We start from the raw sequence: 19,098 nt of genomic DNA on the forward strand, positions 1-19,098 counted from the left end.
CGCGTCCTGGAAGGTCTCGCGGCGCCCGAGCTCGACCGGCTCCACCTGGAGCTGGTCCTGATCCTGGCGCTGCACGAGGAGGCGGAACGGCTGGCCGCCGAATGAACGGGCTCCAGCTCCCCGGGCCTGCCCCGGGGAGCTGGAGCAGGGGGCCGGCCGGTAGATTGCGGCTCATGCTGCGCTGCGCCGTGCTCGACGACTACCAGGATGTGGCACTCGGACTCGCCGACTGGTCCCGGGTGCGGGCCAGAAGCCTGCGCGAGCACTTCGCCGGCGAGGACGACCTCGTCGCCGCCATCCACGACTGCGAGATCGTGGTCGCCATGCGCGAGCGCACGCCGTTCACCGCCGGGCTGTTCGCCCGGCTGCCCAACCTGCGCCTGCTCATCACCTCCGGCATGCGCAACGCCGCCATCGACCTGGCGGCCGCGCGCGAGCACGGCGTCACGGTCTGCGGCACGGGCGGCAGCGCGACGCCGACGGTCGAGCTGACCTGGGCGCTGATCCACGGCCTGACCCGCCACCTGCCGACCGAGGCCGGCGCCCTGCGCTCCGGCGGCCCGTGGCAGAGCACGCTCGGCGCCGACCTGCACGGCCGCACGCTCGGGCTGCTCGGCCTGGGCCGGATCGGGTCCCGCGTGGCGGCGGTCGGGCGGGCTTTCGGCATGGACGTCGTGGCCTGGAGCCAGAACCTGACCCGGGAACGGGCCGAGTCGGCCGGCGCCCGCCTGGCCCCCGGCCTCGACGCGGTGCTGTCCGCCGCCGACGTCGTCTCCATCCACCTCGTGCTCGGCGACCGGACGCGGGGGCTGGTCGGGGCGCGGGAGCTGGCGCTGATGAAGCCGGCGGCCTACCTGGTCAACACCTCGCGGGCGGCCATCGTCGATCAGGACGCGCTGGCGTCCGCACTGCGGGAGGGGCGGATCGCCGGTGCCGGGCTGGACGTGTTCGAGGTGGAGCCGCTGCCGGACGGGCACGAGTTCCGCCGGCTGCCGAACGTGCTGGCCACGCCGCATCTGGGCTATGTGACGGAGGCGAACTACACGACGTACTTCCGCGAGGCCGTCGAGGACATCGACGCCTTCGTCGCCGGCACCCCGATCCGGCTGCTCACCTGACCTCAGCCGGTTTTGGTCCTGGCGCGGAAGACGGCCGTCTTCACCCTGTCTTCGTCCTGGCCCTGAACGCGGCCGTCTTCACCCGGTTCTGGCAGGCGGTGGAGCAGAAGCGGCGGGTGCCGTTGCGTGAGACGTCCACGTAGACGCGGTCGCAGTGGGGCGCCGTGCAGACGCCGAGCCGGTCGCCGAACTCGCTGCCCAGCACGATCGCCAGACCCGTGGCGCAACTGGCCGCCCACTCGCCCGCCCTGGTGCCGCCGCTGCCGTGGAAGTGCAGGTGCCACGGCTCGCCGTCGTGCCGGTCGAGCCTCGGCCTGGCGTGGAACTCCTCCAGCAACGCGTTCACCTGCCTGGCCGCACTGTCGACATCGTCGTTCGCGACCGCGGTGAAGACGGCGCGCAGCCGGGCGGCGACCGCGGCCAGCTCGTCGCCGTCCTCCGCGCCGAGCTCGCGGTATTCGGGATAGACGGTACGCAGGCCGGCGGTAGCCGCGACGCCGGTGTCGGCCGGCTCGGGGAAGGGCCGCCCGCGTCGCTCGCCCGGGGTCAGCGCGTTGACGAGCGCCACCGCGACCCGGACCACCGTATCCGTGTGACTGTTGTAATCCAATTGACCGGTTACACCTTCGTGTCGTAGCTTTGTAACTGCCCAAAGCTTAGACGACAGTTACAAGGAGACGTTCTCGTGCTCACTCACGATGCCGCAGTCGAGTGGATGGCGCGCTGGGACCGCCAGCAGGAGGGCTACCTGCCCGACCGCGAAGAGCGCTTCACCGCCCTGATCGACGCCGTGGAGGCGCTGGGCAGGCCCGACCCGCTGGTGCTCGACCTCGGCTGCGGCCCAGGATCGCTGGCGGCCAGGCTGGTCGAGCGACTGCCCGGGGCCGAGGTCGTCTGCGTGGACGCCGATCCGCTGCTGCTCGGGCTCGGGCGGGCCGCGTACCCGTACCTGAGGTTCGTCTCCGCCGACCTGCGTACCGGCGGATGGACGGGGTGCCTGGGGCTGGAACGGCCGGTGGACGCGGCGGTGAGCACGACGGCGCTGCACTGGATCTCCGAGCAGGACCTCAAGGCCGTGTACGCAGAGCTCGCGACGGTACTGCGGCCCGGCGGGCTGCTGCTCAACGGCGACCACATGGACACCGAGGAGATCACCCCTGTGCTCTCACGGCTGGAGCACGCGGTGCACGAGCGTCAGGCCGAGCGGCAGTTCGGCGCCGATCGGCCGGAGGACTGGCGGACCTGGTGGGACGCGGTCGAGGCCGACCCGGCCTTCGCCGACCTCAGCCGCGAGCGCACCACGGCCGGGGCCGACCACCACGGCTCCGAGTCCCACCTGCTGTCGCACCACGTGGGGGCGCTGCGGGAGGCGGGGTTCGCGGAGATCGGCACGCTGTGGCAGCGGGGAAACAACCGGCTGCTGTGCGGCGTGCGCTGACGGTCGTCCTGGAGGGCGCATTCGGGCTCTTCACGCCTTCGGCATGGGGAGCAGGGCTGAGAACGCGCTCTCTCGGAGATTGGACACGGCCTTCTCCATGACCGATGGGCCCCGTTCCGTCCGCACGGAGCCCATCGGCGATCACAGTGGGGGTGTCAGGAGCGAGCCCACCGCTGGTTGTCGCTGCCCGCGCAGTCCCAGATCTGCAGCCGGGTGCCGTTGGCCGAGCTCGGCCCGGTCGCGTCGAGGCATCTGCCGGACTGCGGGTTGACGATCTGGCCGGTGCCGGAGTTGAAGGTCCAGCGTTGCGCGCCGGTGCCGTTGCAGTCGTACAGCTGGATGGGGGTGCCGTTGGCGGTGCCGGCGGCGGTCACGTCCATGCACTTGCCCAGGGCCCGCACGGAGCCGTCGGAGTTCCAGGACCAGCTCTGCGCGCCGCTGTCGTTGCAGTCCCAGAGCTGGATGGGGGTGCCGTTGGCGGTGGCGGCGCCGGCGACGTCCACGCACTTGCCGCCGTACCCGCTGATCCGGCCTCCGCCGCCGGCGGTGGGCGGGGCGTAGACGCGGACGTAGTCGACGGTCAGGGTCTGCGGGAACGTGGTGCTGCCGTCGGGGTAGCCGGGCCAGTTGCCGCCGACGGCCAGGTTCATGATCATGAAGAACGAGTGGTCGAAGACCCAGCGGTTGCCGCCCAGGTCGGCCGGGGTGCGGCGCTGGTACTCGTTGCCGTCCACGTACCAGATGATCAGGTTGGGCGACCAGTCGACGGCGAACGTGTGGAAGGCGTCGGCGAACGGGGTGCCGATCGTGTAGCCGGCGCCGATGCCGCCGCCCCCGCTGTAGCCGGGGCCGTGAATGGTGCCGTGGACGGTGTTCGGCTCGCGGCCGATGTTCTCCATGATGTCGATCTCGCCGTTGTCGGGCCAGGTCGGGCCGCCCAGCATCCAGAAGGCCGGCCAGATGCCCTGCCCGCGCGGCAGCTTCATGCGCGCCTCGAACCGACCGTACGCGCGGGTGAAGGTGTCACGGGTGAGCAGGCGGGCGGAGGTGTACTGACAGGTGCCGTACCAGCACTGGAAATTGGCCGGGTTCTCACGGCGGGCGGTGATCACCAGGTTGCCGTTGCCGTCTTTGGCGGCGTTGCGGGTGGTGTCGGTGTAGTACTGGTGCTCGTTGTTGCCCCAGCCGCCACCGCCGGTGTCGAAGCGCCACTTCGACTGGTCGACCGCGCTGCCGGCGGCTCCGTCGAACTCGTCGGACCAGACCAGGGGGCCGGGGGCGGGTGCGGCGCTGGCGGTGCCGGTCATGGGCGCGACCAGCGCGACGACCGCGGCGAGAGCGGCGCCGATGGCTAACAACGTTCTGGAACGGGGGGTGCGTGCCATGGGGGGTTACCTCATCGGATCCACGGGTGTGAGTTTACGGAAACCTTGCGGCACGTCGAGTGGTGCTGTCAAGAGAGCGCTCTCTCGAATTTCGCGGGCATTTCTCCGATCCTGCTGCCCTGGTTGCCGCCCCGCCGATTCAGCCCTGGCGCCTCTAGCTTCGACCCGTCAGCTCGATCCTGGTGCTCTGGCTTCGACCCACCGGCTCAGCCCTGCTCCGTCGGCCTCTGCCCCTCCGGCTCAGCCCTGCTTCTCGGCGGAAGCCCCCGCGCCGGCTTTCACCTTCTCAAATTCGGAAGCCTCGGCCGACTGGGACGGCTCGGCCGGTTTGGCGTCCACCGGCGGAACTTCGGCGACCTCACCGGCACCGGCGACCGGGCGAGCCCTGACCGCCCCGACCTCCACCGGTCGTGCACCCGTCACCTCGGCCTCCACCGGGACGGAACCGAACACCGTCCCGTCGCCCTCCCGCGGCCCCAGCTCCCGCCGCACCTGCCCCCGCAACTGCTCGCCCAGAATGACCATGGTCGCGTAGTCGCCGTTCTCCGCCGCCACCCGCCAGCTCTCAGCCAGCTCGCGCAGGCCGGCGCTGCCGAAGACCTGCACCCCGACGACCGCCTCGACGCCCATCCGGGCGCGCTGCTTCTCGGGCCAGGTCTGCTCCAACTCGGCCAGCTTCCGATCCTCGCCGTCCCGCGCGTATCGCTGACGCCGCAGCTCCAGCTCGACGACCTTCAGGACCTCCAGGTACGCGTCCCGCCGCTCCTTGAGCCGCCAGACCCGCGCCTCCTCGTCCTTGGCCGCACCGACCATCCGCTCCGCGTGCGCCCGCCCCTGCGCACCCGCGAACCAGGTGAAGAACACGCCGACCGCACCGGCCCCGCCCACGATGACGGGTGCCACCCATTCCCAAGCCACGACAGCGATTGTCTCGCGCTCACGCCCTCCGGCGCCGGAAAACGATCACTATCGCCCCCGATGCCGCCGCAACACCGCCCTGGCCAGCTCAGCCGGGGTCCCCGTACTGGTGTCGACCGTCATGTCATAGCGGGCGCCGTGACCGTGCACCGTACGCAGGTGCCCCCGTCCGAGCCCCTTCACCCCGCGCGGCCGGGTCGCCTCCCGCTCCTCGACCACCGCCAGCGGGCACATCACGCCGACCCACAGCACGTCCAGCCCGTCCAACGCCTTCCTCCACACCGGCAGCAGGTCGGGGGTCAGCAACATCTCGTCGATGACCACGTCGTCACCTCCACGGGCGAAGGCGGCGGCCGCGACACACCCCGATTCCAGTATCCGCCGCCCGACCGGCCCATGACGCACGACCACGAACGGCGTGCCGTCCTCGTCCGTGCCGGTGCGGTCGTACCAGAACCCCACCCGGCTGAGCGGCCCGTCCAGCGCACCACCCCACTTGGGCGGCACGAGCTGAAACAGGGTGTCGATGCCCCAATAGACGAACGGGGTGTCACTCTCCTCCAGAATCGCCTGAGCCAGCGAGGTCTTACCCGCACTCGACGTCCCGTTCAAGAAGACGACCCGCCCGTAACCGCCGCTCTTTTCCATCACGCCATTGAACATGCCCTCACCGATCCGCCGGGGAGGGCCCGTACGTCATCCCGGCGTCCTCGCCCAGGCGCCGTACAGGCACGGCCCGACCACCACCCCATGCTCGGCGTGGACCTCGGTGAGGAGGCGTTCGGTCAGGGTGTCCGGGTCGACCTCGGCCGCGGTGGCGATGCCGGCGCGTTCCATCAGGGGCAGGGCGACGCGTGCGATGTTGGCCCAGCCGAAGGCCGGTGCGTGCTCGCCCCCGCCGACCGCCGCCTCCATGCGCATCTCCGGGTCCGGCAGCCCGGCGGCGCGGAACGTGGCGAACAGCGACGGGCCCATCCGCGGGTCGGCGCCGATGCCCTGCAACACGCCGACGATCCAGGATCTGAGCTGCCGCCACGTGGGCCCGTCCACGGTCGACCACATGTAGGTCAGGTCGGCTTCGTGCATGCAGATCAGGCCGCCTGGGCGCAACAGCGACGCCGCGTTCCGCAGCGCGCCCGCCGGGTCGGCGAGGTACATGAGCACCAGGCGCCCGACCACCGCGTCGAACTCGCCGTCGAGGCCGGTCAGCGCCTCGATGTCGCCCACGCGGAACTCGACGGTGCCCTGCCCGCGGGCCGCGGCCAGCCGGGCCGCGCGGCGCACCGCGTCCGGATCACGGTCGACGCCGACGACACTGCCCTCCGGCCCGACGAACTCGGCGGCGAGGCGCGACACGTTCCCCACTCCGCTGCCGAGATCGAGCACCCGCATCCCCCGGGCCAGCCCCGCCGCGGCGAACACCCGCCGGGTCAGCGGATCGAACACCTCGCCCTGCGCCAGCAGCCGCTCCTCCTCGGCCTGCTGGTATTCCGTGAAGTATTCACGTCGTCCCATGCGACTCCCCCCGAGTTTCGCTGGACGAGCACGTCGTACGACGTCGACAGCGGTTTGCCATCGACACCGAACTCTCTGTCACTACCCATGCAACCCTGTTACAACGGCAGCAGGTGCTCCATCGTGACGTGGTGCCGTTCGACCAGCCGCTGGGCGATCAGCGAGCGGTGGCACGCCTCGGGGTCGCGTTCGACACAGAGCAGCGCCGCGCTCCCGCCGCCCGGCGGCGCCGCCACGATCGGCGTGAGGTCGGCGCGGTCGAGGATCTCCGCGGTGTAGCGGCGGGTGTACGCGACGGCCAGCTCGCGGCGCGAACGCTTGCCGACCCCTTGGCGGTCGTCCTCGGCGTACTGGAGCCGGCGTAACTCGGTGGTCGGGGCCAGCTCGGGATGGTGTTCGTACGCGATCCGCGCCTCGGCCAGGGCCGACTGCAGCCGGCGCGCGTTCGCCCAGGCGTACTCGGGCCCGCGAACGCCCCGCCGCTGCCGTACGTCGAGCAGCAGCCGCACGTCCGCGTGCCGCAGTCGTTCGAGGAAGGACTCGACGGCGAAGCCGTATACGCCGATCGTCACCATCCTGAGCACCGTCGCATCACCTACCTTGTCATCATTAACGCCGCCGCAAGAGCGCGTCAGGCGACGGCGGTGCCCTCAAGTTCCACCATCAGGTCGGGGACCGCCAGCCGCCTCACCCCGAGCATCGTGGTGGCCGGCGCCACCCCGGCGGCCCCCAGCCGCGCCACCAGCACGCCGTAGTGCTGGATGAGCCGGTCGACGTCGGTGGCGTAGACCTTGAGCCGGACCAGGTTCGCGAGCGACATGCCCGCCTCCCCCAGCACGGCCTCCAGGTTGTCGAGACTCAGCGCCAGCTGCGCCGCCATGTCGCCGGCGTGCTCGGGCTTGCCGTCGCCGCTCATCGCGGTCTGCCCGGCGCAGTACAACGTCCGGGTATGCCCCGAGACGAGCTCCCCCTGGTTGTACCCCAGCTCCGTCGACCACGCCCACGGGTTGACCGCTGTCCGCTCCATCAGCTGCTCCATTCGATCATGGGTCCGGTACGTCTCCGGCCCGCGTTGATCAGCCTCCCGGAGAATCACGACATCCTTTGTCGTGTATGCGAATAGAGTTTCCGTATGCGCGCCGACCGGCTGGTCTCGCTGGTCCTGCTGCTGCGGCAGCACGGCCGACTGTCCGCGGCGACGCTGGCCCGCGAGCTCGAAGTGTCCACGCGCACGGTGCTGCGTGACATCGAGGCGTTGTCCGCGGCCGGCGTCCCGGTCTACGCCGAACGCGGACGGCACGGCGGGTTCGCGTTGCTGCCCGGCTTCCGTACCGAGCTCACCGGCCTGAACCACGACGAGGCCCTCGCCCTGCTGGTCGCCGGGTCGCGGCGCGGCGCGCAGGCGTTCGGCCTCGGCTCGGCGCTCGCGTCGGCGATGCTCAAGGTGGTCGACGCGCTGCCCGACAGCTACCGCGACACCGCGGCCGGCGCGGCCGAGCGGCTGCTCATCGACCCGGAGACCGACCTGCTGTCGCGCCGGCTGGTCTCCGAGGACGCGCCCGGCGCCATCGCGGCCGAAGTCCTGCGCGCGGTGCTGGCCGGACAGAAGCTGCGCATCCACTACGCGGCCGTGGACCAGGCTCCTCAGTGGCGCACGGTCGACCCGATCGGCCTGGTCACCGTACGCGATCGAAGTTATTTGCTGGCCATGAGGTCGGGCGCGGACCGTACCTACCGGCTGTCCCGGATCCTGGACGCCGAAGCACTCCCCGAGCCCGCGCAACGCCCGGACCGGGTCAACCTGGACCAGGCGTGGCAGGAACGCAGCACCCGCTTCCGCGCCGGCGGCGACCAGGTCACCGTACGGGTACGGCTGCACCCCGCGCGACGCGAGGACCTGGTGGGCACCGCGCTGGCCGTACTCGCGGAAGAACCCGAACCGGACGGATGGCTGCGGCTGGAGGTCACCTTCCAGGATCCGAGGCACGCCGAGTGGGCGTTGTGGCAGCTCGGGATGAGCGCGGAAGCGCTGTCCCCGCAGTGGTTACGCGACTCCCTGCACAAACGAGCCACCGCCATCGCCACCCGCTACGGACCGCCGGCGTGATCATCCACACCTGTGCATACTGAAATCCGGGAAGGGGCGTTCATGACCGCCAGACATATGAGGCGGCCGTACCGTGTCGCCGTCATCGGCGTGGGTGTCATCGGAGCCTGCGTGGGCCGGCACCTGTCCCGGCACGGCGCCCAGGTGATCCTCATCGATGCCGGCCACCCCGGCGAAGGCGTCACCGACTGGTCCTTCTCGTGGGTCAACGCCAGTAACAAGACCGCGCGCAGGTCGTACTTCGACCTGAACATCGCCGGCATGACGGCCCACCGCGACCTCGCCACCACCATCGGCCCCGACTCGTGGTGGTACCCAAGCGGCCACCTGCGCTGGTCGGACGATGTCGCGGCGCAAGCGGAACTCCTGAGCACCGCCGAACGGCTGACCGACCTGGGCTACCGAGTCGAGATGCACCAGGGCGCCGAGGCCCGCCACCGCCTCGAACCCGCACTCACGATCCCCGACGAGGTCCCGGTCGTCTTCTACCCCGACGAGGCCTGGGTGCACGGCCGCCACCTCGTCAGCCGCCTGGTCAGCAACACCGACGCGGAACACCGCTTCGGCACCGCTGTCTCCGCCATCGGCACCGCATCGGACGGAAGCATCCGTACCATCACTCTCTCGGACGGAACCCGCCTCGACGTCGACATCATCGTGAACGCGGCCGGCCCCAGCGCCTCCCACATAGCCGGTCTCCTCGGACGCCACCTCCCCATGCGCCACGAACCCGGCCTCGTCCTCCGCATCAGCAGCTCCCGGACCCCGATCCACCGGGTCGTCCACGCCCCGCACCTCGCCCTCCGCCCCGACGGCGACACGACGATGGTCCTCCACAGCGTCGAGCTGGACGCCCTCCTCGACACCGGCGAAGACCCGGCGGCTCTCGCCCGGCAGCTCCACGAAGCGGCGCGGCACGTCGTACCCGACCTCGGCGACTCCCGCATCACGGGGTCACGCGTGGCCGAACGCCCCATCCCCGCCGACGGCTACCCCTCGGTCGGAGCGGTGCCGTCCGTGCCGGGCTACTACGAGGCCGTCTCCCACAGCGGCATCACCCTCGGCCCGATCATCGGCCGCCTGCTCGCCACGGAGATCCTCAACGGTGAGCGAGCCGAGTCACTCGCGGACTTCCGCCCAGAACGCTTCCCCCTGTAACCGCCTGGACCAGCTCATACTCCAAGGGTCACGCACAAGCGAGGCTGCCGACCGGCGTAACCGTCACGGCGACTGGATAATCTAAGCGGCCGACCACGAACAGGGAACGCGTACATGAGACTGGACGATCACAGTGTCGTCATCACCGCGGCCGGACGCGACTTCGGACGGGCCCTGGCCATCACCCTGGCCGGCCTCGGCGCCACCGTCTTCCTCTCTGCCCGGACGCTCGCCGCCGCCGAACGCACCCGCGACGACATCCGCGCCCGAGGCGACGGAAAGGCGTACGCGTTCGCCTGCGACCTGACCGACCCGGCCTCCATCCGCGACTTCGCCCACCAGGTCGCCGCGCATACCGACCACATCGACGTCCTGGTCAACAACGGGGCCCGTTACCTCGAAGGCGAAGATCTGCTGGCCGTCTCCGACGAGGACGTCGCCGACACCCTGGCCTCCGGCGCCACCGGCACCGTCCTGATCACCAAGAACTTCCTGCCCCTGCTAACCCACGAGGCTCCGAGAACCCGCTCACCAGCGAGTCTCTGATCAACTGCATCGTCTTCGCGATCAACCAACCGCGTGACTGCTTCATCAAGGCTTTCCACTTTGAAGAACCCAGCTGACACGGCCCGCGCTCTGCGCGCCGTCGCACCCGAACCCGTTCGCGACCAGCCGACACCGATGGTCGAACGATCGGAAAGACGGCGGACGCTCTCGTTCGCCGGCATCATCGCCGACGAACCCGACAGCGTTCAGCGGACATCCTGCGAGATTGCCTCCCCGCGATATTCAGTAGACAGCGTCACGTCCGCTGAGTAGCTTCTGCGGGTCCCGTTTCACGCCCGTCCCAGAAGCCTGAATCGTGGCAGCGACCCTGCCTCGCGCCTCAAGCCAGGAGCGGCACCCTTTTCGAGGAAGATGGTCCGTGACCGGCATTGTCCCGCTGCGCAGGAACGCGCGATTTCAGCTGTTGTGGATCGGCGGCGCGGCGTCGAGGCTGGGGTCGGAATTCACCAGACTGGCCATGCCGCTGCTGGTGCTCGCGCTCACCGGCTCGCCCGGCCTGGCGGGCGTCGTCGCCGGGGCCCGCATGGTCGCTCTCCTGCTGGTCCAGATGCCGGCTGGCGTCTGGGTGGATCGGTGGGACCGCCGCCGTACGCTGAGGAGCGGCGCCCGATCCGGCGTGGTGTGCGCCGGGAGGCGGCTGAGGCCGTCACCTGGCTGTGGCGTCGCCGGGGCCTGCGGGAGGTCACCGCGGCGATGATGGTCCTCAACCTCCTGGGCGGAGCCTTCCTGATACCTCTCATCGTGCTGGTCGGCGAACGCGGCGGCGGCGCGCTCACCACCGGCACGGTCCTGGCCGCCCTCGGCATCGGCGGCCTAGCCGGAGCCCTGCTGTCGGGCCGCATCAGCAGGCTGCTGCCGCCCGGCCCCCTGCTGCTCGCCGTCTTGACGATCTTCGGCGCCGCGCTGGCGGCCACCGCGCTGCCGTGGGGGGCGTGGTGGCCGATGGTCCCCCTGGTGTTCATCACGCTGTCGACTCCCTCGCTCGATGTGGTGCTGAACGTGGTGATCGCACGGATGGTGCCGGACGAGATGCTCGGCCGGATGGGCGCGGTGCTGAGCATGGGCGGAATGGCGCTCAAACCCTTCGGCCCGGTCCTCGGCGGGACACTGACGGCGGCCCTGGGCGGCGCGGCGGCGCTCGTCGTCCTGGGCGGGCTGCTCGGCGCGACCGCCGCCGCGGCAGCGGCCAGCCGGGAGTTGCGCCGCTTCACCGGGGAGATCGCCCCGGCCTGAGGCGACGCTGTACGACCCGATCGGTCGTTCGTGTTCAGGTCGTGAGTTGCCGTCGCATCTCGGCGGAGTCGTGCAGGTTCGTCATCTGAACGAAGCGCCCGTCCTTGACCTTGTAGATGGCGTACTCGACGATCTTGAACGAGGCGCCGGACGGCGGGACGCCGAGCCAGTCCTTGGCGGGTGTGCCGGTGTTGATCGCGCGGACCGCGATTCCGTCACGGTCGAGCAGCAGCTCCTCGATCTCCCAGTGGATGTCGGGAACGGCGCCGACGATCCCCTTCAGGGTGTCGACGACGTCGTCACGGGTCCCGGGCACGCCGCCTAGCAGAACCTCGTCGTTGATGAACTCGTCCATGCCGTCGAACTCGTGGGCGTTCAGCGCCGCTGCGTATCGCATGTACCAGTTGCGCAGGTCGTCGTCGGTCACAGGATCGTCCTCTCTGGTCGTACCACCGGCTTCGCGAAGGCCTTGCGCCCGTAGCGACGCAACTTCCGTACCGATCGGTCTACAAGTCGACTCTAGCACTTCCGTACCGATCGGTTGCAAACTATGCCGCCCCGGTCGAGGCGACCGGGTACGGATATTTCTGGCACCGCCCTCACCTGGGCTCTTTCCGACCGGCTGAGACAGGCAGGAAGAACAAGACTGTTGTCCGCGAATCTTCTCGTGCACGGTTGTCGGCGTCCGGACCCCACGCGTCCGGACCCCACCACCCACCGACAGGAGTCCCCACATGTCCGAAACGGTGCCGCTGCATCTCGCGGGCAACAACGCGCCGGTCGCCGACGAGGTGTCCCTGGAGCCGTCCAAGGTCGTCGGCGAGATCCCGGCCGAGCTGAACGGGCAGTTCTTCCGCAACGGACCCAACCCGCGTACCGGCTGGTCACCGCACTCCTTCGCGGGCGACGGCATGATCCACACCATCGCGCTCGACGGCGGCAGGGCTCGCTGGTACCGCAACCGCTACGTACGCACGCCCCTGTACGAGCACCCCGGCGAGTCCCGCTTCGCCCTCGCCTTCGACGCACAAAGCGGACGGATCGACTACCGGGTCACCACGGCCAACACCCACCTGATCGCGCACGCGGGCCGGCTCTTCGCCCTGGAGGAGGGCGGCTTCCCGTACGAGGTGACGCCGGACCTGGCCACGATCGGGCCGTACACCTTCGACGGAGCCCTGCGGACCCCGATGACCGCGCACCCGAAGACCTGCCCGAGCACGGGTGAGCTGCTGTTCTTCGGCTACCAGCTGCGCCCGCCGTACCTGACCTACTACCGCGCCTCGGCCACCGGCGAGGTGGTGCAGACGCGCACCGTGGACGTGCCGCGGGCGACGATGATGCACGACTTCGCCATCACCCGCCACCACGTGATCTTCATGGACCTCCCGGTCGTCTTCGACTCCGCCCAGGCCGCGGCGGGCGGGCCGCCGTGGCGCTGGGACGACGCGCACGGCGCCCGGTTCGGCGTGCTGACACGCACGGCCGGCGACGACGCGCCCGTACGCTGGTTCGACGTCGAACCGTGCTACGTGTGGCACACCATGAACGCGTTCGAGGACCCAGCCGCCGGCACGATCACCGTCACCGGCACCCGCGTCCCCACGCTGTGGCGCGGCGGCGCCGACGACCTGGAGGGCGGGCTCCCGGTCGCGTACCGCTGGACGCTGCACCTACGCTCGGGCACCGTCACCGAGGAGCCGCTCGACGACGCGCCCAGCGAATATCCCCGGGTGGCCGACGCGACGCTCGGCCTCCCGCACCGGTACGGCTACACGACGAGCTTCTCCCTGGACGCCGAGCCGGAGCGGTCAGAAATCTACGCCTACGACCTCACCGGCGGCGCCGAACGGGCGGTGCACCGCTTCCCGCCGGGCCACACCTGCGGCGAGGCCGTCTTCGTCCCCCGGGCCGCCGGGCTGGGCGAGAACACCGGCTATTTACTGACTTTCGCCCACAACCGCACCACCGGCACGAGCTACCTGGCCATCCTGGACGCCACCGACCTCGCCGCACCACCACTCGCCGAAATACACGTCCCGGTACGCATCCCCGCCGGCTTCCATGGCAATTGGCTCCCGTCCTGAGCACCAGGGCGATGCCAGCCGAGTATGCCGCCTGAGGACAAGCAGGACATAGGCGATCAGGCCGACATTCTCGTACCCATCAGACACACGGCCTGACAAGCCCCAATTCCGAGGGCTACGGCACGGCTGTGATGCCGGCTCCCAGCGGTACGACCGCGTGACTGCTCCAGCGATATACCCACTCCGGCTCAAGAACCCGGTTCTGGACGATCAACGTGACGCGATCGACGTTCACCCGAACCGGCTCCGCATCGACGCCACTCAGCGCCTCCACGTAGGGCTCAGCCGGTCCTGACATGTTGATGTAGGTCAGACTCACGTGCGGATGCAGCCCTCCGGCCTGCTCGGCCGCCATCGGCGCTTCGCCTGCCACCTCGGCGATGCCGTTCCTGATCTCGCGCCAGATCTCGCGCAACGGCTCCGCCGGTGTGGCTTCCCATGCGACACTTTCGCTTCTGACAGCCGGCCGGTCGAAGGTGACTTCCACCGGCGCGAGCCTGCCCAGCCGTACGGCCACAGCCTGGGTGACCTGCTCAAGTCTCTCGTCGGAGACCTCGTCCACCCAGCCCACGCTCTGCACGGTGAGGTGCAGCCACTGGACCGGCACCGGGTCGTGTCCGCCGACCGCCGTCAGCGCCTGCTGATACCGCTCGGCGAGGCGATGCAGTTGCGGCGCGCCCTCGAAGGTCAGATGCCAGGTGTAGACCAGCCGCCCCGGCCACCACCCCTCCCGTGGCCACCAGTGGGAGCGAACCTCGTCACGTATGGTCATCGGCCTGCCTCAGCTCTGGGAGGGCGACGTTCGCCTCTCTGGTGGATCAAGCACTCATCAATGATCGTTACCCGCTCTGCGAACGTGCTGCCACTCGCCAACTCCTGCCTCTCCTCCACCTGAAGTACGGCGCCTCAGCGATCACCTAAAGCAAGGCCTCTGCCCTCGCCGCTGAACCGGCCGAAAGTATTGTCCCGGGCGCTGCGGACCCTGCTTTCGACCGGTGCCGTCCACCAGAGTGACCTTGCAGGATAGGGCCCCATGCCACACGAAGAACTCCCCCAGGAATCACCTCCTGGGGAGCGGTCCGGCCAATCCCAGCCCGCCACACCCTCCCCCGGTCGGCCTCGAATCATCGCGCTCGACGTACTGCGTGGATTCGCGCTGTGCGAGATCCTGCTAGCCAACATCCAGCTCATGGCCACCGGCACCTCCGCCGTCGCCGTACAACCCATGGGCGACTGGGACCCCTGGCTCGGATTGCCGATCTTCTCCCTGCTGTTCGGCATCGGCTTCGCACTGCTGCTGGACTCCGCCACGCGCCGCGTCCTCCGGCCCCGGCTGGTCCTGCTACGCCGACTCGGGGCGCTGCTCGCGATCGGCCTCGTCCACATGCTGCTCTGGCCGGGCGAGATCCTGACCCACTACGCCGTCGTCGGCATGCTGGTACTGCTGCCCTCGACCTGGCTACCACGGTGGGCCATGGCCGCCCTCTCCGCCGCACTCATCCCGACAGCGCTGATCTTCGGCCTGGGCGGCCCCCTGCTGATCGCCGGACTGTTCCTGCTGGGCTCCGCACTGGTCCGTTACGGGGTGATCGAGCGGATCGAACGATCCACCCGAGGCCCGATCCTGCTGGGCCTGCTCTTCGCGACGGGACTGGCCGCTGCCCTGTGGGCCAAGGCCGGCATGCGAGCCGTCGGTGCCACGACATACCTGCCCTCCATGTCCAGCCTCGCCGACCTGCTGCTCGCCGGCGTGTACGTGTGCGTCGTGCTTGTCCTGCTCAGAACGCCGCTTCGACCGGCACTGCGCTTCCTCTTCGCGCCACTGGGCCGGATGGCGCTGACCAACTACCTGACCTCCACACTCCTGGTGCTGGCGGCCGGTCACCTCCTCGGCCTGCCGATCGGACAGTCCTTGACGACGGCGTACTGGACCGCGGCAGCCATCCTCACGACCCAGTGGCTGTTCTGCACCCTTTGGCTGCGCCGTTACCGCCAGGGCCCGATCGAGTGGCTCTGGCGCTGGGCCACCTGGACCCACCGCCCACCCCTCAGCCGAGCCAAGCCGTCCTGAGCGCCGCCGTTCCGACAACTCTCGGCACCCCCCGCGATATAAGGCCTCTCCTGCTCAAGCCACTCCGAACTCAACCTGGCCCCCGTGGTGAGCTCCGATTCGGTGACCGCGCTGAACTGTCCCACCATCACAGCCCAGGTCCTCTCATCGGAGTAATCGTCCTCGAAACGGGCCGCCTCATAAACTTCGTGGCTCGCGCCCCACTCACCCGCTCGGCGACCTCGGTAAGCGTGAGCGCCTTTCCGTCGTCAGAAACGACAACGGTCCAGCAAATGCCCGCTGCCAGCCCGTGATCCTGAGTAAGCGCTGGTAGTAGCGATACACATCGATCAACCGGCCCGCTGAACCACAGGTACAAACCCGCCCCGGGCTTTCTCATCAGCGGCCAGCTCCGCCCAGTCACCCACCGGCCCATGCGAGTCGACAACCAGCACCACCACACCACCAGCCCGGTCTACGGCCTCCAGCCATGCGATACGCTCTTCGACCTCCTCAGGACGAACAGCCCCTCCGACCAGAATCCCGGAATCACCAGGCCCGTCGACCACCGTGGCGGTCATGCCGACAAGCAACTCCCAACCGTCACAAGGCAGCGGCCTGCCCGCATCAAGCCGAAAAACAGGCAGTTGCTCAATCGGCTCAGGCGAGACGACAACCAGCACCGGAACGGCACCACCGAGATAACCGATCTCAGCACGAGGAATGTAGAGCGGCACCCGGCGAGTATCCCACCGCCCTGCCCTTCACGATCATCACACCGCTGCATGCGGACCGTTCGTACATGGGCCGGCTGGGCAGACAAAAGCAACCGATTCCCGCGGCTGCACCGCGCCCCGAACCGGCAGACCTGCCGATCCACAGCGGCAGGTGACGCGGAGATGGGACGCTTCCTCAATGGATGTTGCGGAATTCGCCGCAGCGAAGCGGCGGGTCATGGGCAAGCGTCGCAACGTGCCGAACGGTGCCGGGGTGTTCGATGGCGGAACTCGCAACGGAGCTCGAACGGATCTGGTTGCGGGATCTCAGATACTCATACTTCGAAGCTCACGTGATCACTATCGGCGAGCAGCGCGTTCACCTGGATGCAGTGACCCAGATCGCCCCGGACGACTTCTACGTAACGGCCTCCATCATCGCTGAGCCGCCCCAGTCGGCTAACACTACAGCCGCACTTCCCCGGAGTTGGCGTGCCTGGGCAGATCCCGAGTGAGCAAGGAATGGCCACCGGTAGCGATCGCCGCCGAAGCGGAAGCAGGCGCGCCCACCCATTGGCCGACGTGCTCGGTGAATATCCAGGCGCCCTCGTTGTAGGTGAGCCCCCGGGTGAACTTGTCACGGAGACCCTGGCTCAGGCTGGGAACAGCGGGCGGCAGACCGACGCTTGCCAGCGGTCGAAGCGTGGATGCCGCCGCCTCGTTCATCCGGATAGTGAGCACCCGGGCACGGTACCGACCGCGATATCAGGCCACCAAAATGAAAGATGGGAAGATCATCCGCATATACCGAGCCTCCTGCCAGCCACCCAGACCAGACTTCCACCGGCAGGCGACGACGAGCTTCCGAACTACAAGATCCACCGATACGTCACGGCGTCCCCTCCTGCTCTGCCGGGTGCACGAGAAATTCTCAGTCGCCGCCGGCAACATCAAGAAGCGTTAGCCTGCGAGAGTGATCGATGGCGTTGGCGGGCAAGTCCTTGACGGACGCTTCGAGCTGGTGGAGCGGCTGGGCAGCGGCGGGATGGGCACCGTGTGGCGGGCGCGTGACCTGGCGCTGCATCGCGAGGTCGCGGTCAAGCAGGTCAGCCCCCTGGCTCCTGAGCCCGTCCGGGACGCGGAGGCTTCCCGGGTGCTGCGGGAGCGGGTGCTGCGGGAGGCCCGCGCGCTGGCGCGCATCAGCGACCCGCACGTGGTGACCATTCATCACATCGTCGAGGAGGGTACGGGTTCCTACCCCTGGCTGGTGATGGAACTGGTGCCCGGCGGCAGCCTGGCGGACCGGCTGGAGGAAAGGACGCGGCTGGAGCCCCAGGAGGCCGCCCGCATCGGCCGCCAGGTCCTTTCCGCGCTGCGTACCGCACACGCCGCCGGCATCTGCCATCGTGACGTGAAGCCCGCCAACGTGCTGCTGCGCCCTGACGGCAGCGCGGTCCTCACCGACTTCGGCATCGCCGCCCTCCAGCGAACCGGCTCCGCCGACACCGCGGCCCGGTCCGTGCCGCTGACCGCGACCGGCGAGCTCATCGGCACGCCCGAGTATCTCGCCCCAGAACGCATCCGAGGCAGCGACGACGCCCCCGCCTCGGATCTGTGGTCACTGGGCATCATGCTGTACGTCTGCGTAGAGGGCCACAGCCCGATGCGCCGGCCGACCGCACTGGCCACCATGGCGGCGGTCATCGACGGCGTGGTGCCACCGCCGGTCCGGGCCGGCGGTCTGGCCCCCGTACTGCGGGAACTCCTCGTAGCCGATCCGGCGGCGCGGCCCACGGCCGAGCGGCTCGACGCGATGCTGGCCGCCATCACAGACGGCAGCACGGCCCGGACTCGCTTACTACCTGAACCGGACCGGCCCACGCCACCCGCCATCACGAAACCGGAAGCTCACCCCCCGTCCGCACCTCCCCACTCGCCCCGCCGCAAGCGCGCCTGGCTCGCCGCCGGAGCCGCAGCCCTGACCACGGCGCTGGTCGCGACCACGATCTACGTCGTGAACAATGCGCAGCAAGCATCGACCGGCGATCACAAACCCGCCGCTCAGAACAAGCTCGGCCTCTTGGAACCCGGCACCCTCAAAGTCGCTGTATACGATGGCACCGCCGTGGACCAGCCGGGAATCTATTCCTCTGACGACGGTTCCAACGGCGCCAACCCACGCGGCCTCGACCCGGACCTGGCCCTCGCCATCGGTGACCGGCTCGGCCTGAAGGTGGAGATCGAAAGCGTCTCGACGCCAAGCCAGATGATCGACGGGGTGCTGGAGACCGAGCAGTTCGATGTGGCCCTGCCGAGCACGAGCACATTTTCCGCCGGGCAAGACGAGAAACTCGCCCTCATCCACTACTTCGACATCGGATTCGCGGTCTACGCCACGTGGAAGACTGCTCGGCGCATCCGCTCCAAAGCCGACCTCTGCGGCATGAGCCTCTCGATGGGCAGCTATGAGGACCTGGTGGAGAAGACGAGTTACGAAAAGTGCGGCCCGAATCCCATCAAGCCGGCCATGAGAAACGGCAGGTTGGACGCATATGTCACCAGCCTTCCCTGGGCCGTCGACCGCGCGCGAGACTCCAAGGGCGAGCTCCATCTCTCGAAAGCCGATCTGACCGAGGACGACCCCCTCGTCATGGCCGTCGACAGCGCCAAACCCGCGCTACGCGACGCGATCGTGAAAGCGCTCAACACACTGATCAAGAACGGCGAGTACGGCGAGATGCTCGCCGATCGAGGTCTACAGGACGGCGCCGTCACCGCGGCCCGAATCATCCGCAGCACTCCCTAG

The 19,098-nt window shown here is 69.3% G+C and carries 20 protein-coding genes and 1 pseudogene; 10 read left to right on the forward strand and 11 right to left on the reverse strand.

Annotated features, from left to right (window positions below; translation table 11 throughout):
- The first annotated feature begins 173 nt into the window (after window positions 1–173).
- Window positions 174–1,118, forward strand: coding sequence for a D-2-hydroxyacid dehydrogenase family protein (locus AB0C27_RS18825; RefSeq protein ID WP_357845451.1), 945 nt, complete (start codon window positions 174–176; stop codon window positions 1,116–1,118).
- 40 nt (window positions 1,119–1,158) lie between these two features.
- Here the strand turns inward: AB0C27_RS18825 and AB0C27_RS18830 are convergent, their stop codons facing one another.
- The gene (locus AB0C27_RS18830) at window positions 1,159–1,728 is read right to left on the reverse strand and encodes a CGNR zinc finger domain-containing protein (RefSeq protein ID WP_357845454.1); all 570 of its coding nucleotides are present in this window, start codon (window positions 1,726–1,728) and stop codon (window positions 1,159–1,161) included.
- A 75-nt stretch (window positions 1,729–1,803) separates the two neighbouring features.
- Here AB0C27_RS18830 and AB0C27_RS18835 point away from each other — a divergent pair, with 75 nt between their 5' ends.
- A complete protein-coding gene (locus AB0C27_RS18835) occupies window positions 1,804–2,556 on the forward strand; it encodes a class I SAM-dependent methyltransferase (protein ID WP_357845457.1) in 753 nt (250 codons plus the stop codon).
- Between the two features lie 155 nt (window positions 2,557–2,711).
- Here the strand turns inward: AB0C27_RS18835 and AB0C27_RS18840 are convergent, their stop codons facing one another.
- From AB0C27_RS18840 to AB0C27_RS18865, 6 genes are all read right to left on the reverse strand, one after another.
- The gene (locus tag AB0C27_RS18840) at window positions 2,712–3,941 is read right to left on the reverse strand and encodes a family 16 glycosylhydrolase (protein ID WP_357845460.1); all 1,230 of its coding nucleotides are present in this window, start codon (window positions 3,939–3,941) and stop codon (window positions 2,712–2,714) included.
- Window positions 3,942–4,181: 240 nt separating this feature from the next.
- Window positions 4,182–4,859: a hypothetical protein gene (locus AB0C27_RS18845; protein ID WP_357845463.1), complete on the reverse strand. Its 678-nt coding sequence runs from the start codon at window positions 4,857–4,859 to the stop codon at window positions 4,182–4,184.
- A 48-nt stretch (window positions 4,860–4,907) separates the two neighbouring features.
- A complete protein-coding gene (locus tag AB0C27_RS18850; protein ID WP_357846628.1) occupies window positions 4,908–5,507 on the reverse strand; it encodes a hypothetical protein in 600 nt (199 codons plus the stop codon).
- Between the two features lie 48 nt (window positions 5,508–5,555).
- Window positions 5,556–6,374, reverse strand: coding sequence for a methyltransferase domain-containing protein (locus AB0C27_RS18855; RefSeq protein WP_357845466.1), 819 nt, complete (start codon window positions 6,372–6,374; stop codon window positions 5,556–5,558).
- Window positions 6,375–6,472: 98 nt separating this feature from the next.
- Entirely contained in the window at window positions 6,473–6,949 is a 477-nt protein-coding gene (locus tag AB0C27_RS18860; RefSeq protein ID WP_357846631.1) for a DUF488 domain-containing protein, read from the reverse strand.
- Window positions 6,950–7,005: 56 nt separating this feature from the next.
- Complete coding sequence (locus tag AB0C27_RS18865) at window positions 7,006–7,401, reverse strand: RidA family protein (protein ID WP_357845469.1); 396 nt, start codon at window positions 7,399–7,401, stop codon at window positions 7,006–7,008.
- Between the two features lie 105 nt (window positions 7,402–7,506).
- Between AB0C27_RS18865 and AB0C27_RS18870 the strand changes: the two genes are divergently transcribed.
- The 5 genes and pseudogenes from AB0C27_RS18870 to AB0C27_RS18890 all read left to right on the forward strand — a co-directional run bounded on the left by AB0C27_RS18870 (window position 7,507) and on the right by AB0C27_RS18890 (window position 11,439).
- Window positions 7,507–8,481: a WYL domain-containing protein gene (locus AB0C27_RS18870; RefSeq protein WP_357845473.1), complete on the forward strand. Its 975-nt coding sequence runs from the start codon at window positions 7,507–7,509 to the stop codon at window positions 8,479–8,481.
- A gap of 42 nt (window positions 8,482–8,523) precedes the next feature.
- Window positions 8,524–9,639, forward strand: coding sequence for an FAD-binding oxidoreductase (locus AB0C27_RS18875; RefSeq protein ID WP_357845476.1), 1,116 nt, complete (start codon window positions 8,524–8,526; stop codon window positions 9,637–9,639).
- Between the two features lie 114 nt (window positions 9,640–9,753).
- Window positions 9,754–10,185 carry an SDR family oxidoreductase gene (locus tag AB0C27_RS18880; protein WP_357845479.1) on the forward strand — a complete coding sequence of 144 codons (432 nt, stop codon included), beginning with the start codon at window positions 9,754–9,756 and terminating at the stop codon, window positions 10,183–10,185.
- Between the two features lie 379 nt (window positions 10,186–10,564).
- Window positions 10,565–10,741: pseudogene (locus AB0C27_RS18885) on the forward strand (MFS transporter); the annotation flags it as partial.
- Between the two features lie 38 nt (window positions 10,742–10,779).
- The gene (locus AB0C27_RS18890; protein ID WP_357845482.1) at window positions 10,780–11,439 is read left to right on the forward strand and encodes an MFS transporter; all 660 of its coding nucleotides are present in this window, start codon (window positions 10,780–10,782) and stop codon (window positions 11,437–11,439) included.
- Window positions 11,440–11,473: 34 nt separating this feature from the next.
- Here AB0C27_RS18890 and AB0C27_RS18895 read toward each other — a convergent pair whose 3' ends face one another.
- Entirely contained in the window at window positions 11,474–11,866 is a 393-nt protein-coding gene (locus AB0C27_RS18895; protein WP_357845485.1) for an ester cyclase, read from the reverse strand.
- A gap of 307 nt (window positions 11,867–12,173) precedes the next feature.
- Between AB0C27_RS18895 and AB0C27_RS18900 the strand changes: the two genes are divergently transcribed.
- Entirely contained in the window at window positions 12,174–13,526 is a 1,353-nt protein-coding gene (locus tag AB0C27_RS18900) for a carotenoid oxygenase family protein (RefSeq protein WP_357845488.1), read from the forward strand.
- Between the two features lie 115 nt (window positions 13,527–13,641).
- Here AB0C27_RS18900 and AB0C27_RS18905 read toward each other — a convergent pair whose 3' ends face one another.
- On the reverse strand, window positions 13,642–14,298 hold the full coding sequence (locus AB0C27_RS18905; protein WP_357845490.1) for a 2'-5' RNA ligase family protein: 657 nt from the start codon (window positions 14,296–14,298) through the stop codon (window positions 13,642–13,644).
- Window positions 14,299–14,559: 261 nt separating this feature from the next.
- Here AB0C27_RS18905 and AB0C27_RS18910 point away from each other — a divergent pair, with 261 nt between their 5' ends.
- The gene (locus AB0C27_RS18910; protein ID WP_357845493.1) at window positions 14,560–15,597 is read left to right on the forward strand and encodes a DUF418 domain-containing protein; all 1,038 of its coding nucleotides are present in this window, start codon (window positions 14,560–14,562) and stop codon (window positions 15,595–15,597) included.
- 329 nt (window positions 15,598–15,926) lie between these two features.
- Here AB0C27_RS18910 and AB0C27_RS18915 read toward each other — a convergent pair whose 3' ends face one another.
- Window positions 15,927–16,313, reverse strand: coding sequence for a hypothetical protein (locus tag AB0C27_RS18915; protein ID WP_357845495.1), 387 nt, complete (start codon window positions 16,311–16,313; stop codon window positions 15,927–15,929).
- 444 nt (window positions 16,314–16,757) lie between these two features.
- Entirely contained in the window at window positions 16,758–17,033 is a 276-nt protein-coding gene (locus AB0C27_RS18920) for a hypothetical protein (protein ID WP_357845498.1), read from the reverse strand.
- A 232-nt stretch (window positions 17,034–17,265) separates the two neighbouring features.
- On the opposite strand from AB0C27_RS18920, the gene AB0C27_RS18925 reads away from it, so the two are divergent.
- The gene (locus AB0C27_RS18925; RefSeq protein ID WP_357845501.1) at window positions 17,266–19,098 is read left to right on the forward strand and encodes a serine/threonine-protein kinase; all 1,833 of its coding nucleotides are present in this window, start codon (window positions 17,266–17,268) and stop codon (window positions 19,096–19,098) included.

Origin of the sequence: Nonomuraea sp. NPDC048882 (assembly GCF_040649755.1) — a bacterium.
Classification (GTDB): Bacteria; Actinomycetota; Actinomycetes; order Streptosporangiales; family Streptosporangiaceae; genus Nonomuraea; species Nonomuraea maheshkhaliensis.

Excerpts from the sequence above, each read along its gene's own strand:
- AB0C27_RS18825 (WP_357845451.1), top strand. The coding sequence starts at position 174 with ATGCTGCGCTGCGCCGTGCTCGACGACTACCAGGATGTGGCACTCGGA.
- AB0C27_RS18840 (WP_357845460.1), bottom strand. The coding sequence starts at position 3,941 with ATGGCACGCACCCCCCGTTCCAGAACGTTGTTAGCCATCGGCGCCGCT.
- AB0C27_RS18850 (WP_357846628.1), bottom strand. The coding sequence starts at position 5,507 with ATGGAAAAGAGCGGCGGTTACGGGCGGGTCGTCTTCTTGAACGGGACG.
- AB0C27_RS18855 (WP_357845466.1), bottom strand. The coding sequence starts at position 6,374 with ATGGGACGACGTGAATACTTCACGGAATACCAGCAGGCCGAGGAGGAG.
- AB0C27_RS18860 (WP_357846631.1), bottom strand. The coding sequence starts at position 6,949 with ATGGTGACGATCGGCGTATACGGCTTCGCCGTCGAGTCCTTCCTCGAA.
- AB0C27_RS18865 (WP_357845469.1), bottom strand. The coding sequence starts at position 7,401 with ATGGAGCGGACAGCGGTCAACCCGTGGGCGTGGTCGACGGAGCTGGGG.
- AB0C27_RS18870 (WP_357845473.1), top strand. The coding sequence starts at position 7,507 with ATGCGCGCCGACCGGCTGGTCTCGCTGGTCCTGCTGCTGCGGCAGCAC.
- AB0C27_RS18875 (WP_357845476.1), top strand. The coding sequence starts at position 8,524 with ATGACCGCCAGACATATGAGGCGGCCGTACCGTGTCGCCGTCATCGGC.
- AB0C27_RS18880 (WP_357845479.1), top strand. The coding sequence starts at position 9,754 with ATGAGACTGGACGATCACAGTGTCGTCATCACCGCGGCCGGACGCGAC.
- AB0C27_RS18900 (WP_357845488.1), top strand. The coding sequence starts at position 12,174 with ATGTCCGAAACGGTGCCGCTGCATCTCGCGGGCAACAACGCGCCGGTC.
- AB0C27_RS18905 (WP_357845490.1), bottom strand. The coding sequence starts at position 14,298 with ATGACCATACGTGACGAGGTTCGCTCCCACTGGTGGCCACGGGAGGGG.
- AB0C27_RS18910 (WP_357845493.1), top strand. The coding sequence starts at position 14,560 with ATGCCACACGAAGAACTCCCCCAGGAATCACCTCCTGGGGAGCGGTCC.